The following is a 15,533-nucleotide window of genomic DNA, read 5'->3' on the forward strand; positions in this document are numbered from 1 at the left end:
AAGTGGAGAATGCAATGAGCTACAACGAAGCAAAATTCTGGCACCCGATGCTGCACCCGAACGAAATGAAACAGCGCAAGCCGATCCGCATCGTGCGCGGCGACGGCTGCTACGTGTTCGATGAAACCGGCAAGCAGCTGGTCGACGGCGTCGCGGGGCTATGGAACGTGAACGTCGGGCACAACCGCCAGGAAGTGAAGGATGCGATCGTGCGCCAGCTCGACGAGCTCGAATACTTCCAGCTGTTCGACGGCATCTCGCATCCGCGCGCGGAAGAGCTGTCGAAGAAGCTGATCGACATGCTGGAGCCGGAGGGGATGCGGCGCGTGCTGTACAGCTCGGGCGGCTCCGATTCGATCGAGACCGCGCTGAAGATCGCGCGCCAGTACTGGAAGGTGCGCGGTCAGGCCGACCGCACGAAGTTCATCTCGTTGAAGCAGGGCTATCACGGCACGCACTTCGGCGGCGCGTCGGTGAACGGCAATACCGTGTTCCGCCGCAATTACGAACCGAACCTGCCCGGCTGCTTCCACGTCGAGACGCCGTGGCTGTATCGCAATCCGTTCACGCAGGACCCGGAGGAGCTCGGCCGGATCTGCGCGGAAATGCTGGAGCGCGAGATCCAGTTCCAGAGCCCCGACACGGTCGCGGCGTTCATCGCCGAGCCGGTGCAGGGCGCGGGCGGCGTGATCGTGCCGCCGGCCAACTACTGGCCGCTCGTGCGCGAGGTCTGCGACCGCTACGGCGTGCTGCTGATCGCCGACGAAGTCGTGACGGGCTTCGGCCGCAGCGGCAGCCTGTTCGGCAGCCGCGGCTGGGGCGTGCGCCCGGACATCATGTGTCTCGCGAAAGGGATCTCGTCCGGCTACGTGCCGCTCGGCGCGACGGCCGTGAACGCGCGGATCGAGGACGCGTTCGCCGCGAATGCCGACTTCGGCGGCGCGATCATGCACGGTTACACGTATGCCGGGCACCCGGTCGCATGCGCGGCTGCGATCGCCAGCCTCGACATCGTCGTGAAGGAAGACCTGCCGGCGAACGCGGCGAAGCAGGGCGCGTATCTGCTCGAAGCGCTGCGGTCGTTCCCCGAACGCTTCGCGGCGGTCGGCGAGGTGCGCGGCAAGGGTTTGATGCTCGCGCTCGATCTCGTCGCGAACAAGCAGACCCGCGAGCCGATCGACCCGCTTTCCGGCTATGCGAACGCGGTTGCGGAAGTGGCGCGCGAGCACGGTGTGCTGGTGCGCCCGGTCGGCACGAAGATCATCCTGTCGCCGCCGCTCGTGATCCAGCGCGAGCAGCTCGACAGGATCGTCGGCGCGCTCGCGGCGGGCTTCGAGGCCGTGCCATTCGCGTGAGTCCGTGACGCGGGCATCGCACGACGCGGAACCGGCGGTGGAGGGCGGGATTACCCGCTCTTCACCGCCGGTTTGCCGATTTGCGCTATGAACGGATTATTTTGCCTGCGTATTTTTTCGACATCGGATCAGCGTTGGATCGACAGGGGCCGGGCGGCGCAGCGCTGAAGCGCCGCCCCGGCCGACCGCGAAGCACGGAACGGAGCGGGCGCCGCAGCGCCGGCGACGGCCTGAAACAGGGAAGGAGACGAAGATGTCGGGATGGTCTGGAGTGACCGGCGCCTCGGGCGATACGCCCGCCGGTGCGTCGGCTGAAGCAGGCGGCGGCACGGTGCTGAAGGCGGGCGCGGTCGGTTTTCCGACCGCGCTGGCGAGCGCCGTCGGCCTCATCATGGCGAGCCCGGTGATCCTCACCGCGACGTCCGGCTTCGGCATGGGCGGCTGGGCGTTCGCGGTCGCGATGATCATCGCGTTCGTGATGATGCAGGCGCAGGCGACGACCTTCTCCGAAGCCGCCGCGATGTTGCCGACCGCCGGCTCGGTTTACGATTACCTGTCGTGCGGGCTCGGCCGCTTCTGGGCGATCACCGGCACGATTTCCGCGTATTTCCTCGTGCACGTGTTCGCCGGCACGGCGGAGACGATTCTCAGCGGCATCATGGCGCTCGTGAATTTCGAGTCGCTGAACGCCGCGTTCGAGAAGCACAACAGTTCGTGGCTCGTCGGCGTCGGGCTCGTCGTCACGTTCGCGATCACCAACATCATCGGCATCAAGGTGTTCAGCAAGCTCGAGATCGTGCTGACGGCCGGCATGTGGCTGTCGCTGATGATCTTCGGCATCCTCGGGCTCGCCGCCGCGCCGGCCGTGCATCTCGACGGCTGGTTCGGCGGCTCGGAAGTCGGCACGTCGGTGCCGGCCGTGCTGTCGCTGGTCGGGATGGCGATGTTCATGTTCGTCGGCTGCGAATTCGTCACGCCGCTCGCGCCGGAAATGAAGGCGCCGGGCCGCACGATCCCGCGCGCGATGGCGCTCGGCCTCGTCGGCGTCGCGATCTGCATGTTCCTGTACGGCGCGGCGATCCGGCGCCAGGTCGCGAACGTGCCGGTGAGCGCCGACGGCCTCACGCATCTGCTCGACACGCCCGGCGCGATTCCCGCGTTCGCGCTGCAGGTGCTCGGGCCCTTTGGCCGCGTGTGGTTCGGCATCGCGTTCCTGTGCGCGGGCGCCGCGACGATCAACACGCTGATGGCCGGGCTGCCGCGCATCCTGTACGGGATGGCGATCGACGGTGCGCTGCCGCGCTGCTTCGCGTATCTGCATCCGCGCTTCAAGACGCCGGTGGTCGGCATCGTCGCGTCGGCGATCGTGCCGATCTTCCATGCGTGGCTGATCAACGGCAACCTCGACAGCATCCTGCACCTCGTGCTCGCCGCGACCTGCGCATGGGGCACCGCGTATCTGCTCGTCACCGCGTCGGTCGTGATGCTGCGCATCCGTCGCCCGGACCTGCCGCGCCCGTATCGCTCGCCGCTGTTTCCGCTGCCGCAGATCGTGTCGAGCGTCGGCATCGTGCTCGCGATCTGGTACATCACGCCGCCCGGCATGAACGCGCGCGACATCTACGTGCCGTTCGGCGCGATGCTCGGGCTCACCGCGCTGTACGCGCTGTTCTGGACGGTCGTCGTGCAGCGCCGGCACCCGTTCAAAGCGGTGCCGGTCGAGGAAGTGCTGCGCAACGAGCACGTCGCATCGTGAGGCTCGCCTTCGCCCGGTGGCGCACGGCGCCCGACGCACCGCCGCCCGGCCATCGGCCGGGCGCCGTCGCCGCGCGCGTGCTGGCGGACCTCGGCGCGGTACGCGATGCGAACGGCGGCGCTGCCGAGACCCGGGCCCGCCTGCCGAACGGCGCGCACGTGAGCATCGACGAACGCGTCGATCGCCAGTTCCTGATGCACACGGTCAACGTGCGGGTGTCGGTCGACACGGGCGGCCCGGCCGCGGAAGGTCATGCGCGCTTGCTGCAGACCGGCTGGCTGCGGCGCACCGGCATCGCGGCCGCGCCCGCGCCCGGCTGCGACCCCGCATTCGTGCGGGCGGTGGCCGCGCTCGTCGCCGATTCGGCCCTTGCCGGCGCGCTGCGCCCGCTGCATCTGACCGACTGCACGATCGCCGCCCGCGACGGGCGATGGACGCTCGCCGTCGTGCCGTTCGGCGGCAGCGAGATCGTGAACCGGATGCCGTCGTTTCGCCGTTATGTCCGCTTGACCGGCGAGCAGGCCAGCGCGCTGTCGGCGGCCTGCCTCGCGTTCGAAACTGCACTGCGCGGAATTTTGCGCGGGTAAGCTGTGCCGTTGCGCGCCGTTGCGCGCGCAATGTGGATTCAGGGTTTCACCGGAGATGCCGATGCTGTTCGAGTCACGCTCACACGAAGACGTGCACGACCACGGGCTCGCGATCGCGGGTTGGCATCAGGTCTACCGCCAGATGACGCCGGGCCGGTTCAGAGGCACCGTCACGCAGGTCCTGTACGACGACTTCCACTTCTTTCGCGAGACGACCAACCGGCGAGTCGCGCAAACCGGCGTCGCGCCGGCCGGGCGCACGTCGCTCGCGGTGCCGCTGTCGCTGCCGCTCGCCGGCACGTTCCAGGGCCAGCCGGTCGACGGCTATGCGCTGCTCGCGCTGCACGCCGGCGAGGATTTCGAATTCCATACGCCGGAAGGGATGGGTCTCGTCGGGATCAGCGCCGCGTCGGACATGATCGACGAGCTCTGCGAAGCGGAGTTCGGCGCGGCCGGCGTGCGCAAGCTGCGGCACGTCACGCGGCTGTCGGACGCCCAAGGCGTCGCGCTCGGCGCGCGGCTGTCGTCGCTGATCGACGATGCGCAGCGCAACCCCGGCTGCCTCGAATACGCAGCCACGCGCAAGATGTTCCGCGACGCGATGCTCGGCATGTTCCTCGATGCGCTCGACCAGGGCATCGGTGTCGAGCGCCGCGACATCACGCACGCGACCTACAGCGATATCGTCAGCCGTTGCGAGAAACACCTGCGCGAGCGGCCCGAGGAACCCGTCACCGTGCTCGAATTGTGCCGTGCGCTGCGCTGCAGCCGCCGCACGCTTCAGACGAGCTTCCAGCGTGTCGCCGACGTCACGCCCGTCGGCTATCTGCGCACGATCCGGCTGAACGCGGTGCGGCGCCTGCTGCGCACGACCTCGGCACAGCAGCTCGGCGTCGGCGAGGCCGCCGCAAGCTGGGGCTTCACCCATCTCGGTTATTTCGCACGCGAGTATCGCGACCTGTTCGGCGAGCTGCCGTCGCAAACGTTGCGTCCCGAATGACGTTCGCGCACCGCGCCGGTGCGACTGCCGACGCGAGCTGCCGCATGTCGTCCGCTCGCTGCACGGTTTGCTGATTTGGGATAGAGGTCCGGAATTTTCGCTGGATAGAGTCCTGTCACCCATATCGACAACACCATCGATCTGCACTGCGAATCGATGACATCAGAGGGGCGGGACATGAAGATCGGACGAAGACTGGCGGCGGCCGCGGCCACGCTGGGTTGCATGCACGCACATGCGCAAACCTCCGGCAGCGTGACGCTGTACGGCACCGTTGACACCGGCATCATCTATTCGACGAACCAGCAGTTCACGCGCGCCGACGGCAGCACGGGCAGCGGCCATGCGTGGCAGATGGGCGGCGGCAACCTCGTGCCGTCCCGCTTCGGATTCCAGGGCGCCGAGCCGCTCGGCGGCGGGCTCGACGCGGTGTTTTCACTCGAGCAGCAATTCCTGTCCGCGAACGGGCAGGCACTGCAGGGCGGCACCGCGTTCAGCCGGCAGGCGTGGGTCGGGCTGCGCCAGGATTCGATCGGCACGCTCGGCCTCGGCCGGCAATACGATTCGTACACCGACATGCTCGGCGCTTATGTATCGAGCAACAACTGGGCGACGCCGTACGGCTCGCATCTCGGCGACGTCGACAACCTCAATGCCGCGTTCAACTTCAACAACGCGGTGAAGTTCACCAGCGCGGACTTCAACGGCCTCACGTTCGGCGGCACGTTCAGCTTCGGCGGGCAGGCCGGCGACTTTTCCGCGAAGCGCGGCTATGCGGTCGCCGCGACCTACACGCGTGCGCCGGTCGCGTTCTCGGTCGGTTATCTCGACCTGCATCAACCGCTCGACGCGGCGCTCGGCGGCGCGAGCGGCTACATCGGCGACTTCGCGTGCAGCAATCCGGGCGCGATGTACTGCCTGCTCCAGGACGCAGGCTCGATGCGCGCGTTCGGCGCCGGCGGCTCGGTGACGCTCGGCGCGGCGACGGTCGCGCTGACCTACACGCACACGCGCCTCGGCGACAGCCGCTATTTCTCGACCGACGCGCAGCCACGCAAGCAGGCGTTCACGTTCGACATCGGCGAGCTGAACGTCACGTACATGTTCACACCCGCGCTGCAGGGCGGTGTCGCGTACATCTTCAATGCCGCGCACACGGACGGGCGCGGCACGACGCGCTTCCATCAGGTCAACGTCGGCACGAACTACAGCCTGTCGAAGCGCACGGCGCTGTACGCGGTCGCGATCGGCCAGATCGCGAGCGGCACGGGGCTCGGCAGCGATGCCAATGGAAATGCGGTGAACTACGCGCAGATTCCGGTGCTCGCCAACAGCAATTCCAGCCGGCAGCTCGCGGTGATGGCCGGGATTCGCGTGAATTTCTGACGGCGCGCATGTGGCGACGCGGTCGGAGCGGCCGGCTGCGATGGCCGGCCGGGTGCGCCGCGTGCCACAAATTCTTAACGATCGACGTGAACAATGGCGTTCGCTTCGGAGCGCCCGAAGCGACGCCCCGCGTTGCACACGTGTGCAACGCAAAGGCCGACCTGCCACCACGCCGATCGAGAGAGACCACATGACCCTGCTGAGCCGCCTGCGCGCGCTGTCTGCCGCCGTTGCGCTGTCCGTTGCCGCCTCGCACGCCTTCGCGGCGGATCTCGTCATCGCGGGCCGCGACGACATCTATGGCAAGGGGCTCGCCGACGCCGTCGCCGGCTTCATCAAGCTGCATCCGGGCACCGACATCGAGCTGCTCAAGCTGCCGAACGCGAACCTGTACCAGAAGCTGAAACTATCGATGCGCGAGGGCACCGGCACGTACGACCTCGTGATGATGGACGATACGTGGGCGCCCGAATTCATCGGCAACGGCTGGCTGAAGCCGCTGCCGGCCTCGCTCGCGGACGCCGATCTGGTGCCGTCGGCACTCGCGCTCGGCCGCAACGCGGCGGGCGCGTTGTACGCGCTGCCGATCGTCGGCAACGTCGAGATGTTCGCGTACCGGAAGGATCTGCTCGCCAAATACAAGCTGCAGCCGCCGCGCAACTGGGACGACGTGCTGAAGATTGCGCAGACCGTCGGCGGCGCGGACAAGAGCGTGTCGGGCGTCGTGTTCCGCGGCACCAAGGGCAACCCGGTCGTGACGGGCTTCCTGCCGATCCTGTGGGCGTATGGCGGCGACGTGTTCGACCGTGCCGGCAACGTGACGATCGATTCGCGCGAGTCGCAGGCCGCGCTGAAGACCTTTCTCGCGCTGAAGGCTGCCGCGCCGAAGGACGTCGACGTGTACGGCGCCGCCGAAGTGCGCGATGCGCTGCAGCGCGGCACGGCCGCGCAGTCGATCGAGGTGTGGCCGGCGTGGATTCCGGCGCTCGACGATCCGAAGCAGTCGCGCGTGGTCGGGCAGATCGCGCTGCAGCCGCCGCCGGAGCAGACGGCGGGCCCCGCGCCGATGCTCGGCATCTGGCAGATGGGCATTCCGAAGGATGCGCCGCACGCGAAGCTTGCGCAGGACTTCCTGGCCTACCTGAGTTCGCGCGACACGCAAACGCGTCTCGCCGGGATCGGCATTCCGCCGACGCGCCGCAGCGTGTTCGCCGATCCGGCCCTGGTGCGCCAGTACCGCTGGTATCCCGATCAGCTGAAGGCGCTCGAGGCCGGCCGTGCGCGTCCGCGCGTGAAGGACTGGCAGCAGGTCGAGAGCATTCTCGGCGACCAGCTGCAGCTCGCGCTGACCGGGCAGGCCGCGCCCGACGCCGCGCTGCGCCAGGCGCAGCAGAAGATCGCGCAGGCGATGGCCGCGGCCGGCAAGTGATGGCCTGCCGCCACATATCGTCCGGAATCCGCGCATGAAAGTCTTCGGCCGCAGCCTGCCGTTCGTCGCGCTGCTCGGGCCGGCGCTCCTGGTGCTGGCCGCGCTCGCGCTGTACCCCGTCGCGCAGGTGCTGATCGACTCGTTCTGCCGGGTCGACTACACGGCAGGCCGTCGCGCATTCGCGGGGCTCGCGAACTATCGCGCGGTGCTCGGCGACGACGCATTCGCGGCCGGCTTCGGCAACACGCTGCGCTTCACGATCGCGGCGTCGCTCGTCGAAGTCGCGCTCGGCTTCGGGCTCGCGCTGCTGTTCGTGCGCGCGTTTCCGGGGCGGCGCATCGCGTTGCCGCTCGCGATCCTGCCGATGATGCTGTCCACGCTCGTGTGCTCGGCGATCTGGCGCAACTGGCTGAATTTCGACGGCTTCCTCAACGCGCTGCTCGCCGCATTCGGCATCGAAGGCGTGCGCTGGCTGTCCGATCCGCATCTCGCGCTGTGGTCGCTCGCGCTCGTCGACGTGTGGCAATGGACGCCGATGGCGTTCCTGATCGTGCTGGCCGGGCTGCAATCCATTCCGCAGGAACTGTACGAAGCCGCGCGCACCGACGGCGCGAGCGAGTGGCAGTGCCTGCGCGACGTCACGCTGCCGCTCGCGGCGCCGCAGATCGGCCTCGCGCTGCTGCTGCGCTCGATCGATACGTTCAAGCTGTTCGACAAGGTCTATGCGCTGACGGGCGGCGGCCCCGGCAACGCGACGCAGACGCTGTCGACCTACATCTACGACACGGGCTTCCGCTTCTTCAACGTCGGGCCGGCGAGTGCCGCGTCGGTGCTGATGCTCGCGGCGTCCGCGCTGCTCGTTTCGGGGTACGTATGGCAGACGGTTCGCAAGCGGCGCGCATGACGGCGCGATCCACGGGCGTCGCGCACGCGCGGGCCGGCGCTGCATTCGGCCGCGCGGTGCCGTGGATTCTGCGCGTCGCCGCACTCGCGCTGTTGCTGCTGCCGTGCCTGTGGATGGCCGGCGCGGCGTTCATGCCGACGCTCGAACGCCTCGATCATCCATTGCGGATCGTGCCGGCCGCGCCGACGCTCGAGCATTTCGCGTCGGTGTGGTCGAACGGCATCGGCGCGCCGCTCGCCAATTCGCTCGTGGTCGGGTTCGGCACGACGCTGCTCGCGCTGACGCTCGCATTTCCAGCCGCGTACGCGCTCGTGCGGCTGCGGTTTCCGGCGCGGCTGGACGTGCTGTTCCTGATGCTCGTGCTCGCATTGAAGCTGATGCCGCCGATCACGATCGCGGTGCCGCTGTTCGCGCTCGCGAAGCGGCTGCATCTGCTCGATTCGACACTCGGGCTGATGCTCGCTTACCAGATCTACGCATTGCCGATGGCGATCTGGATGCTGCTCGCGTTCGTGCGCGACGTACCGCTCGAATACGAGGAGGCCGCATGCATCGACGGGGCGGGGCTCGCGCGTCGGCTCGTGCAGATCGTGCTGCCGCTGTGCGCGCCAGGGTTGATCGCGACCGCGATCTTCGTGTTTATCGCCGCGTGGAACGAGTTCCTGATCGCGCTGCTGTTCGTGTCGACGCCGAGCCGCTTCACGCTGCCGCTCGCGATTGCCGGCTACGTGACGGAGAACGGCATCGACTGGGGCGACCTGATGAGCGCGGGGTTGCTGGCGTCGTTGCCGACGCTTGCCGTGGCCGGCTACGTGCAGCGCTACCTGCTGCGCGGCTTCGCGGGCGGGCTCAAGTGACGCGGCGCGTTACGCGCAGCTGTGCCGGACCACGTGCGTAACCGGCACGACGCGCATGCGCGATGCGCCGTCGAACGTCTGGATCCGGTCGGCGAGCAGATCGACGGCCGCATGCGCGAGACCTTGCGTGTCCTGGCGCAGCGTCGTGAGCCGATAGGCGTCGTATTCGGCGGCGGGGATGTCGTCGAAGCCGATCACGCGCAGCTCGTCGGGTACGCGCAAGCCGAATGTGCCGCGGGCGGCGTCGATCACGCCGAGCGCGAGCAGGTCGGACGAGCAGAACACGCCGTCCGGGCGCTCGCCGGACGCGAACAATTGCCGTGCGGCGTCGATGCCGCACGCATGCGTGTCGGAGCGCGTATCGATCATGCGGGCGAGCGTCGCACCGAACGCGTCGCCGCGTTGCAGTGCCTGCTCGAACGCGTCCGACCGGGCGCGCGCGCTGTAGCTCGCGCTACGCGGCCCGACGAACGCGAGCCGGCGCGCGCCGGCGCGCACGAGTCGTTGCGCGGCATGGGCCGCGCCCGCCGCGTTGTCGCTGATGACGACATCCGCGCCCGGCAGGTTCGCTTCGCGATTGATCATCACGACCGGAATCCGATGATCGAGATACTGCCGCGCGACCGACAGCGGCGGCGACGCGGAGGTCATCACGAGGCCCGCGATCCGGTAGCTGAGCAGGCGTTCGAGCGATTGCCGGACCTGATGCGGATCGTCCGCATTGGTGACGAGCGGCGTGAACGCCCGTTGACCGAGCACCGCCATCAGGTCGGCCAGCAGCCGCGCGCGGAACGGATTCTCGAACCCGGCCGTCACGACACCGATCATGCTGCTGCGCTGCGTGATCATGTCGCGCGCGATCAGGTTGACCTGATAGCCCAGCGCACGCGCGGCCACCATCACGCGCTCGCGCGTTTCGGGTGCGATGCTCGCCGTCGGCGAGAACGCGCGCGACACCGCGGAGCGCGACACGCCGGCCCGCGCGGCGACATCCGATGCGGTCACCCACGTTTTTCTTTCCTTGTCAGTCATCGATTCATGATTCCTTCGCGACACGAAGCTTCCACGCCGCTGGCCGACTGGATGTCGGCGCTCGACGACGCGCGGCCGTTGCATACGCTGACCCTACCGGGCAGCCATGACACCTGTGCGTATACGGTCGACGATCCGCTCGTGCGCACGCAGCGCGCGCCGCTTGCCGAGCAGCTCGCGCACGGTGTGCGGCTGCTCGACATCCGCTGCCGGCACCGGTGCGATGCGTTCGACATCCATCACGGCGGGATCGCGCTCGGCATGTCGTTCGACGACGTGCTCGCGGACTGCACGCGTTTTCTCGATGCGCATCCGCGCGAGTGCATCGTGATGTCGGTGAAGGACGAATGGCCCGCGCACGCGTGCACGCGCAGCTTCGACGCGACGTTCGATGCGCATCGGACGCGGCACCCGCGGTTGCGCTGGCATGCGGGCGGCGCGCTGCCGGCGCTCGGCGACGTGCGCGGCGCGGTGGTGCTGTTGCGGCGATTCCGCAGCCGCCGGCCGCTGGGCATCGACCTGACCGCGTGGCCCGACAACGCGACGTTCACGATCGATCATCCGGATGCGGCGTTCGTGATCCAGGACGAATACCGCGTGCCCGTTGTCGGGTCGATCCACTACAAGTGGCGCGTGATAGATGCGCTGCTGACCGGCATGCCGTCACCGGACAGCGGCCGCTGGGCGATCAATTTCAGCAGCGGTACGGGAATGGGCGCGAATCCGTCGGTGGTCGCGCGCGGCGACGGCAGGGTGCAGGGCATTCACGCGCGGCTCGCGCAACGGTTGCGCGCGCAACGTGGCTCGTATGGCGCGATGCTGCTCGACTTCTGCGACGACGATGACTGGGCGCTGGTGCGCGCGCTGATCGAGTGCAACGATCACGTGCCCGAGGCGGGTAACGGGCGTCGGCTGGCCGGGTGCGGGTGAAGACGGGAAGGGCAGCCGCGTGGTGGAGCGTTGCGCGATCGGCATCCTGCGTGTTGATGTCGATGCGCGGCCAGCGGCGCGCGGCCTGCCTGCGTCAGCCTCTGCGCGGTGCGTGCCCTGATTCCCGCTTCCCGTGAAGATCGGCACGTTGCCGAATGTGTGACGAGCGGTCCATGTTGCGAATCGAGGCCGGTGGATAAGGTTGAGCCGTCCGTGGCAGGCGCGGTTCGATCGAGTCCGTCGCGGATGTCCGGACGTTTCCCGACTCGGCGGGAGGCGGCCGGCACCGTGTGCCCGGCATCGCGCCGGCCCATGAACGTCGTCGTGGAAAGCGGCACGGATTTGCCGCGAATGGTCCACGACGCAGGACTGCAAGGAGAGAGGTCATGGCAACGCTCGTCAACATCACGAAGGACACCCCGAACGCGGTGCAGATCTGGGGCTTTCACGGCCCGTGCAACGTCAGGGACGTCGCAGCGGCATTGAACACCATCGCGTCCGGATTGAGCGGTGACGGTCACACGATTCACATCATGTCGGGAACGCACGGCTATTGCGCGGGGCAGGTCGGTGCCGTCGCCACGCGCGAGCAGCGCTTCGCGGCGGAAGACCGCGCGCTGGCTTCGCCGAAGACGAAGGACAACAAGCCGGTCGCGCTCGCGGTACACGACTTCAATACCGCGAAGCTGCCCGCGCCGGATTACGTGACGGCGGCGATGGCGAAGCTGAACGGCGACATGCGCGCGATCGTGCAGGGCGACCCCGGCACCGCGACGTTCCTGCTCGCGTATTGCTGCAGCGCCGGGACACCGTAACGCGCCATGATGCGCCGACGGGCGGGCGTGGCGGTCCGCCCCGTTTCGCGATCCGCTTCGCGCGCCAACGTGAGAAACGCACGCCGAGCGTGTGTGCAAAGTTGTATTGCCAGAACGCCTGAATTCTCCTTCCGTCATACCTCTTGCAATAGTCCCAAAATGGGACTATGATTCATTGCATGCGAATCGTTGCCAAAAGAACCCTCGTAACCTTTATCGAGCGCCACGCGCAGTCCGAGCAGCAGTTGCTCGCGTGGTACGCGGAAGCCTCGAAGGCGAACTGGAAGACCCCGCAGGACATCAAGAACCAGTACGCGAACGCCAGCTTCGTCGGCCGGAATCGGGTGGTGTTCAACATCAAGGGCAACGACTTCCGGCTGATCGTCGCGGTCGCGTATCAGATCGGCGTCGTGTACGTGAAGTTTGTTGGAACGCATGCGGAATACGACAAGGCGGATGCAGCGACCGTGGAAATGGAGTAACGATATGGACATTCAACCGATTCGAACCGAGGCCGATTACGACGCCGCCCTGAAGGTGGTGTCCAAACTCGTCGACGCCGACCCGGCACCCGGCACGCCCGAAGGCGATCAACTGGAGATCCTCGCGATTCTCGTCGAGAAGTATGAAGCAGAGCATTTCCCGTTGCGCGCCCCGACGCCCGTCGAGGCGATCCGCTTTCGGATGCAGCAGGCCGGTCTGACAGTGGCCGACATGCGCCCGTACATCGGGAACAGCAACCGTGTGTACGAGGTGCTGAACGGGCGGCGAGAATTGAGTCTGGCCATGATTCGCAGGCTGCACGAGGGGCTGCACATTCCCGCCGACGTCCTGATTGGCACGTAAAGAAATGGCGCCAAGTGGCGCCATTGTCATGGGGGTCTTCTTGTCGTGGGATATCGTTTTGATCCCCGGTATCCCCTCGTCGGCGAGAAAGTCGCAGTACGCGTCGATGTCGACGGTCCAGGCGGCGCGCAGGAGCGCGCGCCGGGTCTAAATGGGCGCACGCACCGGTTTGCGGTTGCCGTGAGCTTCGCTTGCGACGTCGGCGCGTACACTGCAGCAGCACGACCGCGAAGCGCTTCAATGCTGGTGACTGGTTTTTTCTGCGTGGTGGATTACCGCGTGGCGATGACCACGGCGGCGCCCGCCATTGCGGCGGCGCTCGTGCGGTTTGCGATCTTGATCGCGCGCCGCGTGAGGATGAATTTACGTACGCGTGTTGCGACGAACGCCCACGCGCAATCGGCGGTGATCAGCACGGCCAGCATCGTACCGACGAGCTCGGCCCAGCCAATCACATTGACGTGCGTGAGGTCGATGATGGTGGGCAGCAGCGCAAGGTAGAAGAGAACGATCTTCGGATTCCCAAGGGTCACCAACGCGCCGGCCATGAACATGCGCCAACCGGAGCGGCCGCGCGGAATATCCTCTGTCGGCGAATCGGCCGGAGCGGCCCACATCCTCCATGCGAGGAACAACAGGTAGGCTGCACCGGCGAGCTTCAGGATGAAGAATCCGGCCGCGAACGTATGCGCGACGACGGCGAGGCCAGCAACCGCACACGTCAGCCACAGCGCCTCGCCGATCCACATCGCGGCGAGAAACGGCAGCACGTCGCGCACGCCGTTCGTCAGCACGCGCGCGACGAGCGCGGCGACGCTCGGGCCGGGCGTGCCGGCGGTGACGAGCAGGGCGAGGGCGAACACGGCGAGCGCGGACAGCGACATGGCGAACCTCGTGGGCAGGGCGTTCGAAACGTATGAAGTTTCGATTATAGTGACGGCCGTTCCTGCTTGTCTGCCTCGTCGTGATGACAGTATCGATCCGGATTCGTCCCGCCACGCGGGAAGACGCGGCCGCGATGGCCGCCGTGGAAGTGGCCGCCGCCCAGCGCTTTCGCGACATCGGCATGCCCGATATCGCCGACGGCGAGCCGACCGATGCGGCCGACGTGCGGATGCGCATCGACGACGGTCGCGCGTATGTCGCGACGGACGAAGCGGGGACGTGCGTGGGCTTTGCGTTCTACCGGCCGCTCGATGCGCGGCGGCTCTATCTGGAGGAGCTGGATGTCGCGCCGTCGCACGCCGGCCAGCGGATCGGCGCGCGCCTGATCGAACGGATCATGGCGCGCGCCGCGCAAGACGGCATCGCGGAGGTCGTGCTGTCGACGTTTCGCGATGCGCCGTGGAACGCGCCGTACTATGCGCGCCTCGGCTTCGACATCATCGACGACGCATCGCTCGACGACACGCTGCGCGCGATTCGCGCGCATCACGTTGCACGCGGTCTGGACGAGACGCAGCGCGTGTTCATGCGCGCGGACGTGCGCGCATGAGCGTGTGGCCGGCCGTCAGGCCGCGTCGCTGAGCGCCGGGTAGTCGGTGTAACCCGTTTCGCCCTTGGCGTAGAACGTTTCCGGCACCGGCTCGTTCAACGGCGCACCGAGCTCGAGGCGGCGCGGCAGGTCCGGGTTCGCGATGAACAGCTTGCCCCACGCGATCGCGTCGGCCTGGCCGCTCGCGAGCGTTTCCTGCGCCGATTCGAGCGTGAACTGCTCGTTCGCGATCAGCGGGCCGCCGAACGCTTCCTTCAGACGCGGGCTCAAATGGTCGCCCGAATACGATTCGCGCGTGAAGATGAACGCGATCTTGCGGCGGCCGAGTTCGCGCGCGACGTAACCGAACGTCGCGGCCGGATCGGAATCGCCCATCGTATGCGCGTCGCCGCGCGGCGCGAGATGCACGCCGACCCGGCCCGCGCCCCACACGTCGATCGCCGCGTCGACCACCTCGAGCAGCAGGCGCGCGCGGTTCTCGATCGGGCCGCCGTATGCGTCCGTGCGGTGGTTGGTGCTGTCCTGCAGGAACTGGTCGAGCAGGTAGCCGTTCGCGCCGTGGATCTCGACACCGTCGAACCCGGCCTTCTTCGCGTTCTCGGCACCGTTGCGGTACGCGGCGACGATGCCCGGAATTTCATCGAGTTCGAGCGCGCGCGGGGTCACGTACGGGCGCGGCGGGCGCACGAGACTCACGTGACCGCCCGCGGCGATTGCGCTCGGCGCGACCGGCAGGTCGCCGTTCAGGAACATCGGATCCGAAATCCGGCCGACGTGCCAGAGCTGCAGCACGATGCGGCCGCCGGCCGCGTGCACGGCCTGCGTCACGCGCTTCCAGCCTTCCACCTGCTCGTCGGACCAGATGCCCGGCGTGTCCGCGTAGCCGACGCCTTGGGGCGTGACCGAGGTCGCTTCGGTGATGATCAGACCGGCCGACGCGCGCTCGGCGTAATAGCGGGCCATCAGGTCGTTGGGCACGCGCGCGCTACCGGCGCGGGCACGGGTCAGCGGCGCCATCACGACGCGGTTCGGCAGGGTCAGGTCGCCGAGGGTAACGGGATCGAACAGGGTAGGCATGGCAGGTAAACCTCTTCAGAAAGGCGGGATGACCGCCGCGTCGTGCGCGGCGTGCGGCCCGCAT

General features: G+C 67.8%; 16 protein-coding genes. 13 read left to right on the forward strand and 3 right to left on the reverse strand.

The window, feature by feature from the left end:
* Nucleotides 1–14 precede the first annotated feature (14 nt).
* The 8 genes from HW466_RS00475 to HW466_RS00510 all read left to right on the forward strand — a co-directional run bounded on the left by HW466_RS00475 (nucleotide 15) and on the right by HW466_RS00510 (nucleotide 9,274).
* On the forward strand, nucleotides 15–1,355 hold the full coding sequence (locus HW466_RS00475) for an aspartate aminotransferase family protein (protein WP_151004772.1): 1,341 nt from the start codon (nucleotides 15–17) through the stop codon (nucleotides 1,353–1,355).
* Nucleotides 1,356–1,608: 253 nt separating this feature from the next.
* Nucleotides 1,609–3,111, forward strand: a complete 1,503-nt coding sequence (locus tag HW466_RS00480) for an APC family permease (RefSeq protein ID WP_059544020.1) — start codon at nucleotides 1,609–1,611, stop codon at nucleotides 3,109–3,111.
* Entirely contained in the window at nucleotides 3,108–3,698 is a 591-nt protein-coding gene (locus HW466_RS00485) for a DUF3156 family protein (protein ID WP_174905462.1), read from the forward strand. The genes HW466_RS00480 and HW466_RS00485 overlap by 4 nt, the downstream gene beginning before the upstream one ends.
* 61 nt (nucleotides 3,699–3,759) lie before the next feature.
* The gene (locus HW466_RS00490) at nucleotides 3,760–4,698 is read left to right on the forward strand and encodes a helix-turn-helix domain-containing protein (protein ID WP_059449585.1); all 939 of its coding nucleotides are present in this window, start codon (nucleotides 3,760–3,762) and stop codon (nucleotides 4,696–4,698) included.
* 177 nt (nucleotides 4,699–4,875) lie between these two features.
* The gene (locus HW466_RS00495) at nucleotides 4,876–6,084 is read left to right on the forward strand and encodes a porin (RefSeq protein ID WP_059799760.1); all 1,209 of its coding nucleotides are present in this window, start codon (nucleotides 4,876–4,878) and stop codon (nucleotides 6,082–6,084) included.
* Between the two features lie 190 nt (nucleotides 6,085–6,274).
* Nucleotides 6,275–7,513 carry an ABC transporter substrate-binding protein gene (locus HW466_RS00500; RefSeq protein ID WP_151006069.1) on the forward strand — a complete coding sequence of 413 codons (1,239 nt, stop codon included), beginning with the start codon at nucleotides 6,275–6,277 and terminating at the stop codon, nucleotides 7,511–7,513.
* A 34-nt stretch (nucleotides 7,514–7,547) separates the two neighbouring features.
* Nucleotides 7,548–8,417, forward strand: a complete 870-nt coding sequence (locus tag HW466_RS00505; RefSeq protein ID WP_151006068.1) for a carbohydrate ABC transporter permease — start codon at nucleotides 7,548–7,550, stop codon at nucleotides 8,415–8,417.
* A complete protein-coding gene (locus HW466_RS00510) occupies nucleotides 8,414–9,274 on the forward strand; it encodes a carbohydrate ABC transporter permease (RefSeq protein WP_060348342.1) in 861 nt (286 codons plus the stop codon). Before HW466_RS00505 ends, HW466_RS00510 begins: the two co-directional genes overlap by 4 nt.
* Before the next feature lie 9 nt (nucleotides 9,275–9,283).
* Here HW466_RS00510 and HW466_RS00515 read toward each other — a convergent pair whose 3' ends face one another.
* The gene (locus HW466_RS00515; protein ID WP_060348320.1) at nucleotides 9,284–10,306 is read right to left on the reverse strand and encodes a LacI family DNA-binding transcriptional regulator; all 1,023 of its coding nucleotides are present in this window, start codon (nucleotides 10,304–10,306) and stop codon (nucleotides 9,284–9,286) included.
* Nucleotides 10,307–10,312: 6 nt separating this feature from the next.
* On the opposite strand from HW466_RS00515, the gene HW466_RS00520 reads away from it, so the two are divergent.
* The 4 genes from HW466_RS00520 (at nucleotide 10,313) to HW466_RS00535 (ending at nucleotide 12,897) form a co-directional block, all read left to right on the forward strand.
* Complete coding sequence (locus HW466_RS00520) at nucleotides 10,313–11,236, forward strand: phosphatidylinositol-specific phospholipase C (protein WP_174905463.1); 924 nt, start codon at nucleotides 10,313–10,315, stop codon at nucleotides 11,234–11,236.
* Between the two features lie 386 nt (nucleotides 11,237–11,622).
* Entirely contained in the window at nucleotides 11,623–12,051 is a 429-nt protein-coding gene (locus HW466_RS00525; protein WP_059769300.1) for a hypothetical protein, read from the forward strand.
* Between the two features lie 179 nt (nucleotides 12,052–12,230).
* A complete protein-coding gene (locus tag HW466_RS00530; protein WP_060348321.1) occupies nucleotides 12,231–12,533 on the forward strand; it encodes a type II toxin-antitoxin system HigB family toxin in 303 nt (100 codons plus the stop codon).
* Between the two features lie 4 nt (nucleotides 12,534–12,537).
* A complete protein-coding gene (locus HW466_RS00535) occupies nucleotides 12,538–12,897 on the forward strand; it encodes a helix-turn-helix domain-containing protein (protein ID WP_060348322.1) in 360 nt (119 codons plus the stop codon).
* Between the two features lie 272 nt (nucleotides 12,898–13,169).
* On the opposite strand, the gene HW466_RS00540 is transcribed toward HW466_RS00535, so the two are convergent.
* Nucleotides 13,170–13,781: a LysE family translocator gene (locus HW466_RS00540; protein ID WP_059506754.1), complete on the reverse strand. Its 612-nt coding sequence runs from the start codon at nucleotides 13,779–13,781 to the stop codon at nucleotides 13,170–13,172.
* An 83-nt stretch (nucleotides 13,782–13,864) separates the two neighbouring features.
* On the opposite strand from HW466_RS00540, the gene HW466_RS00545 reads away from it, so the two are divergent.
* Entirely contained in the window at nucleotides 13,865–14,392 is a 528-nt protein-coding gene (locus HW466_RS00545) for a GNAT family N-acetyltransferase (RefSeq protein ID WP_059506755.1), read from the forward strand.
* Nucleotides 14,393–14,407: 15 nt separating this feature from the next.
* Here HW466_RS00545 and HW466_RS00550 read toward each other — a convergent pair whose 3' ends face one another.
* Nucleotides 14,408–15,469, reverse strand: a complete 1,062-nt coding sequence (locus HW466_RS00550) for an alkene reductase (RefSeq protein WP_059506756.1) — start codon at nucleotides 15,467–15,469, stop codon at nucleotides 14,408–14,410.
* Nucleotides 15,470–15,533: the final 64 nt, after the last annotated feature.

The organism is Burkholderia territorii (assembly GCF_902833055.1).
Taxonomy (GTDB): Bacteria; Pseudomonadota; Gammaproteobacteria; order Burkholderiales; family Burkholderiaceae; genus Burkholderia; species Burkholderia territorii.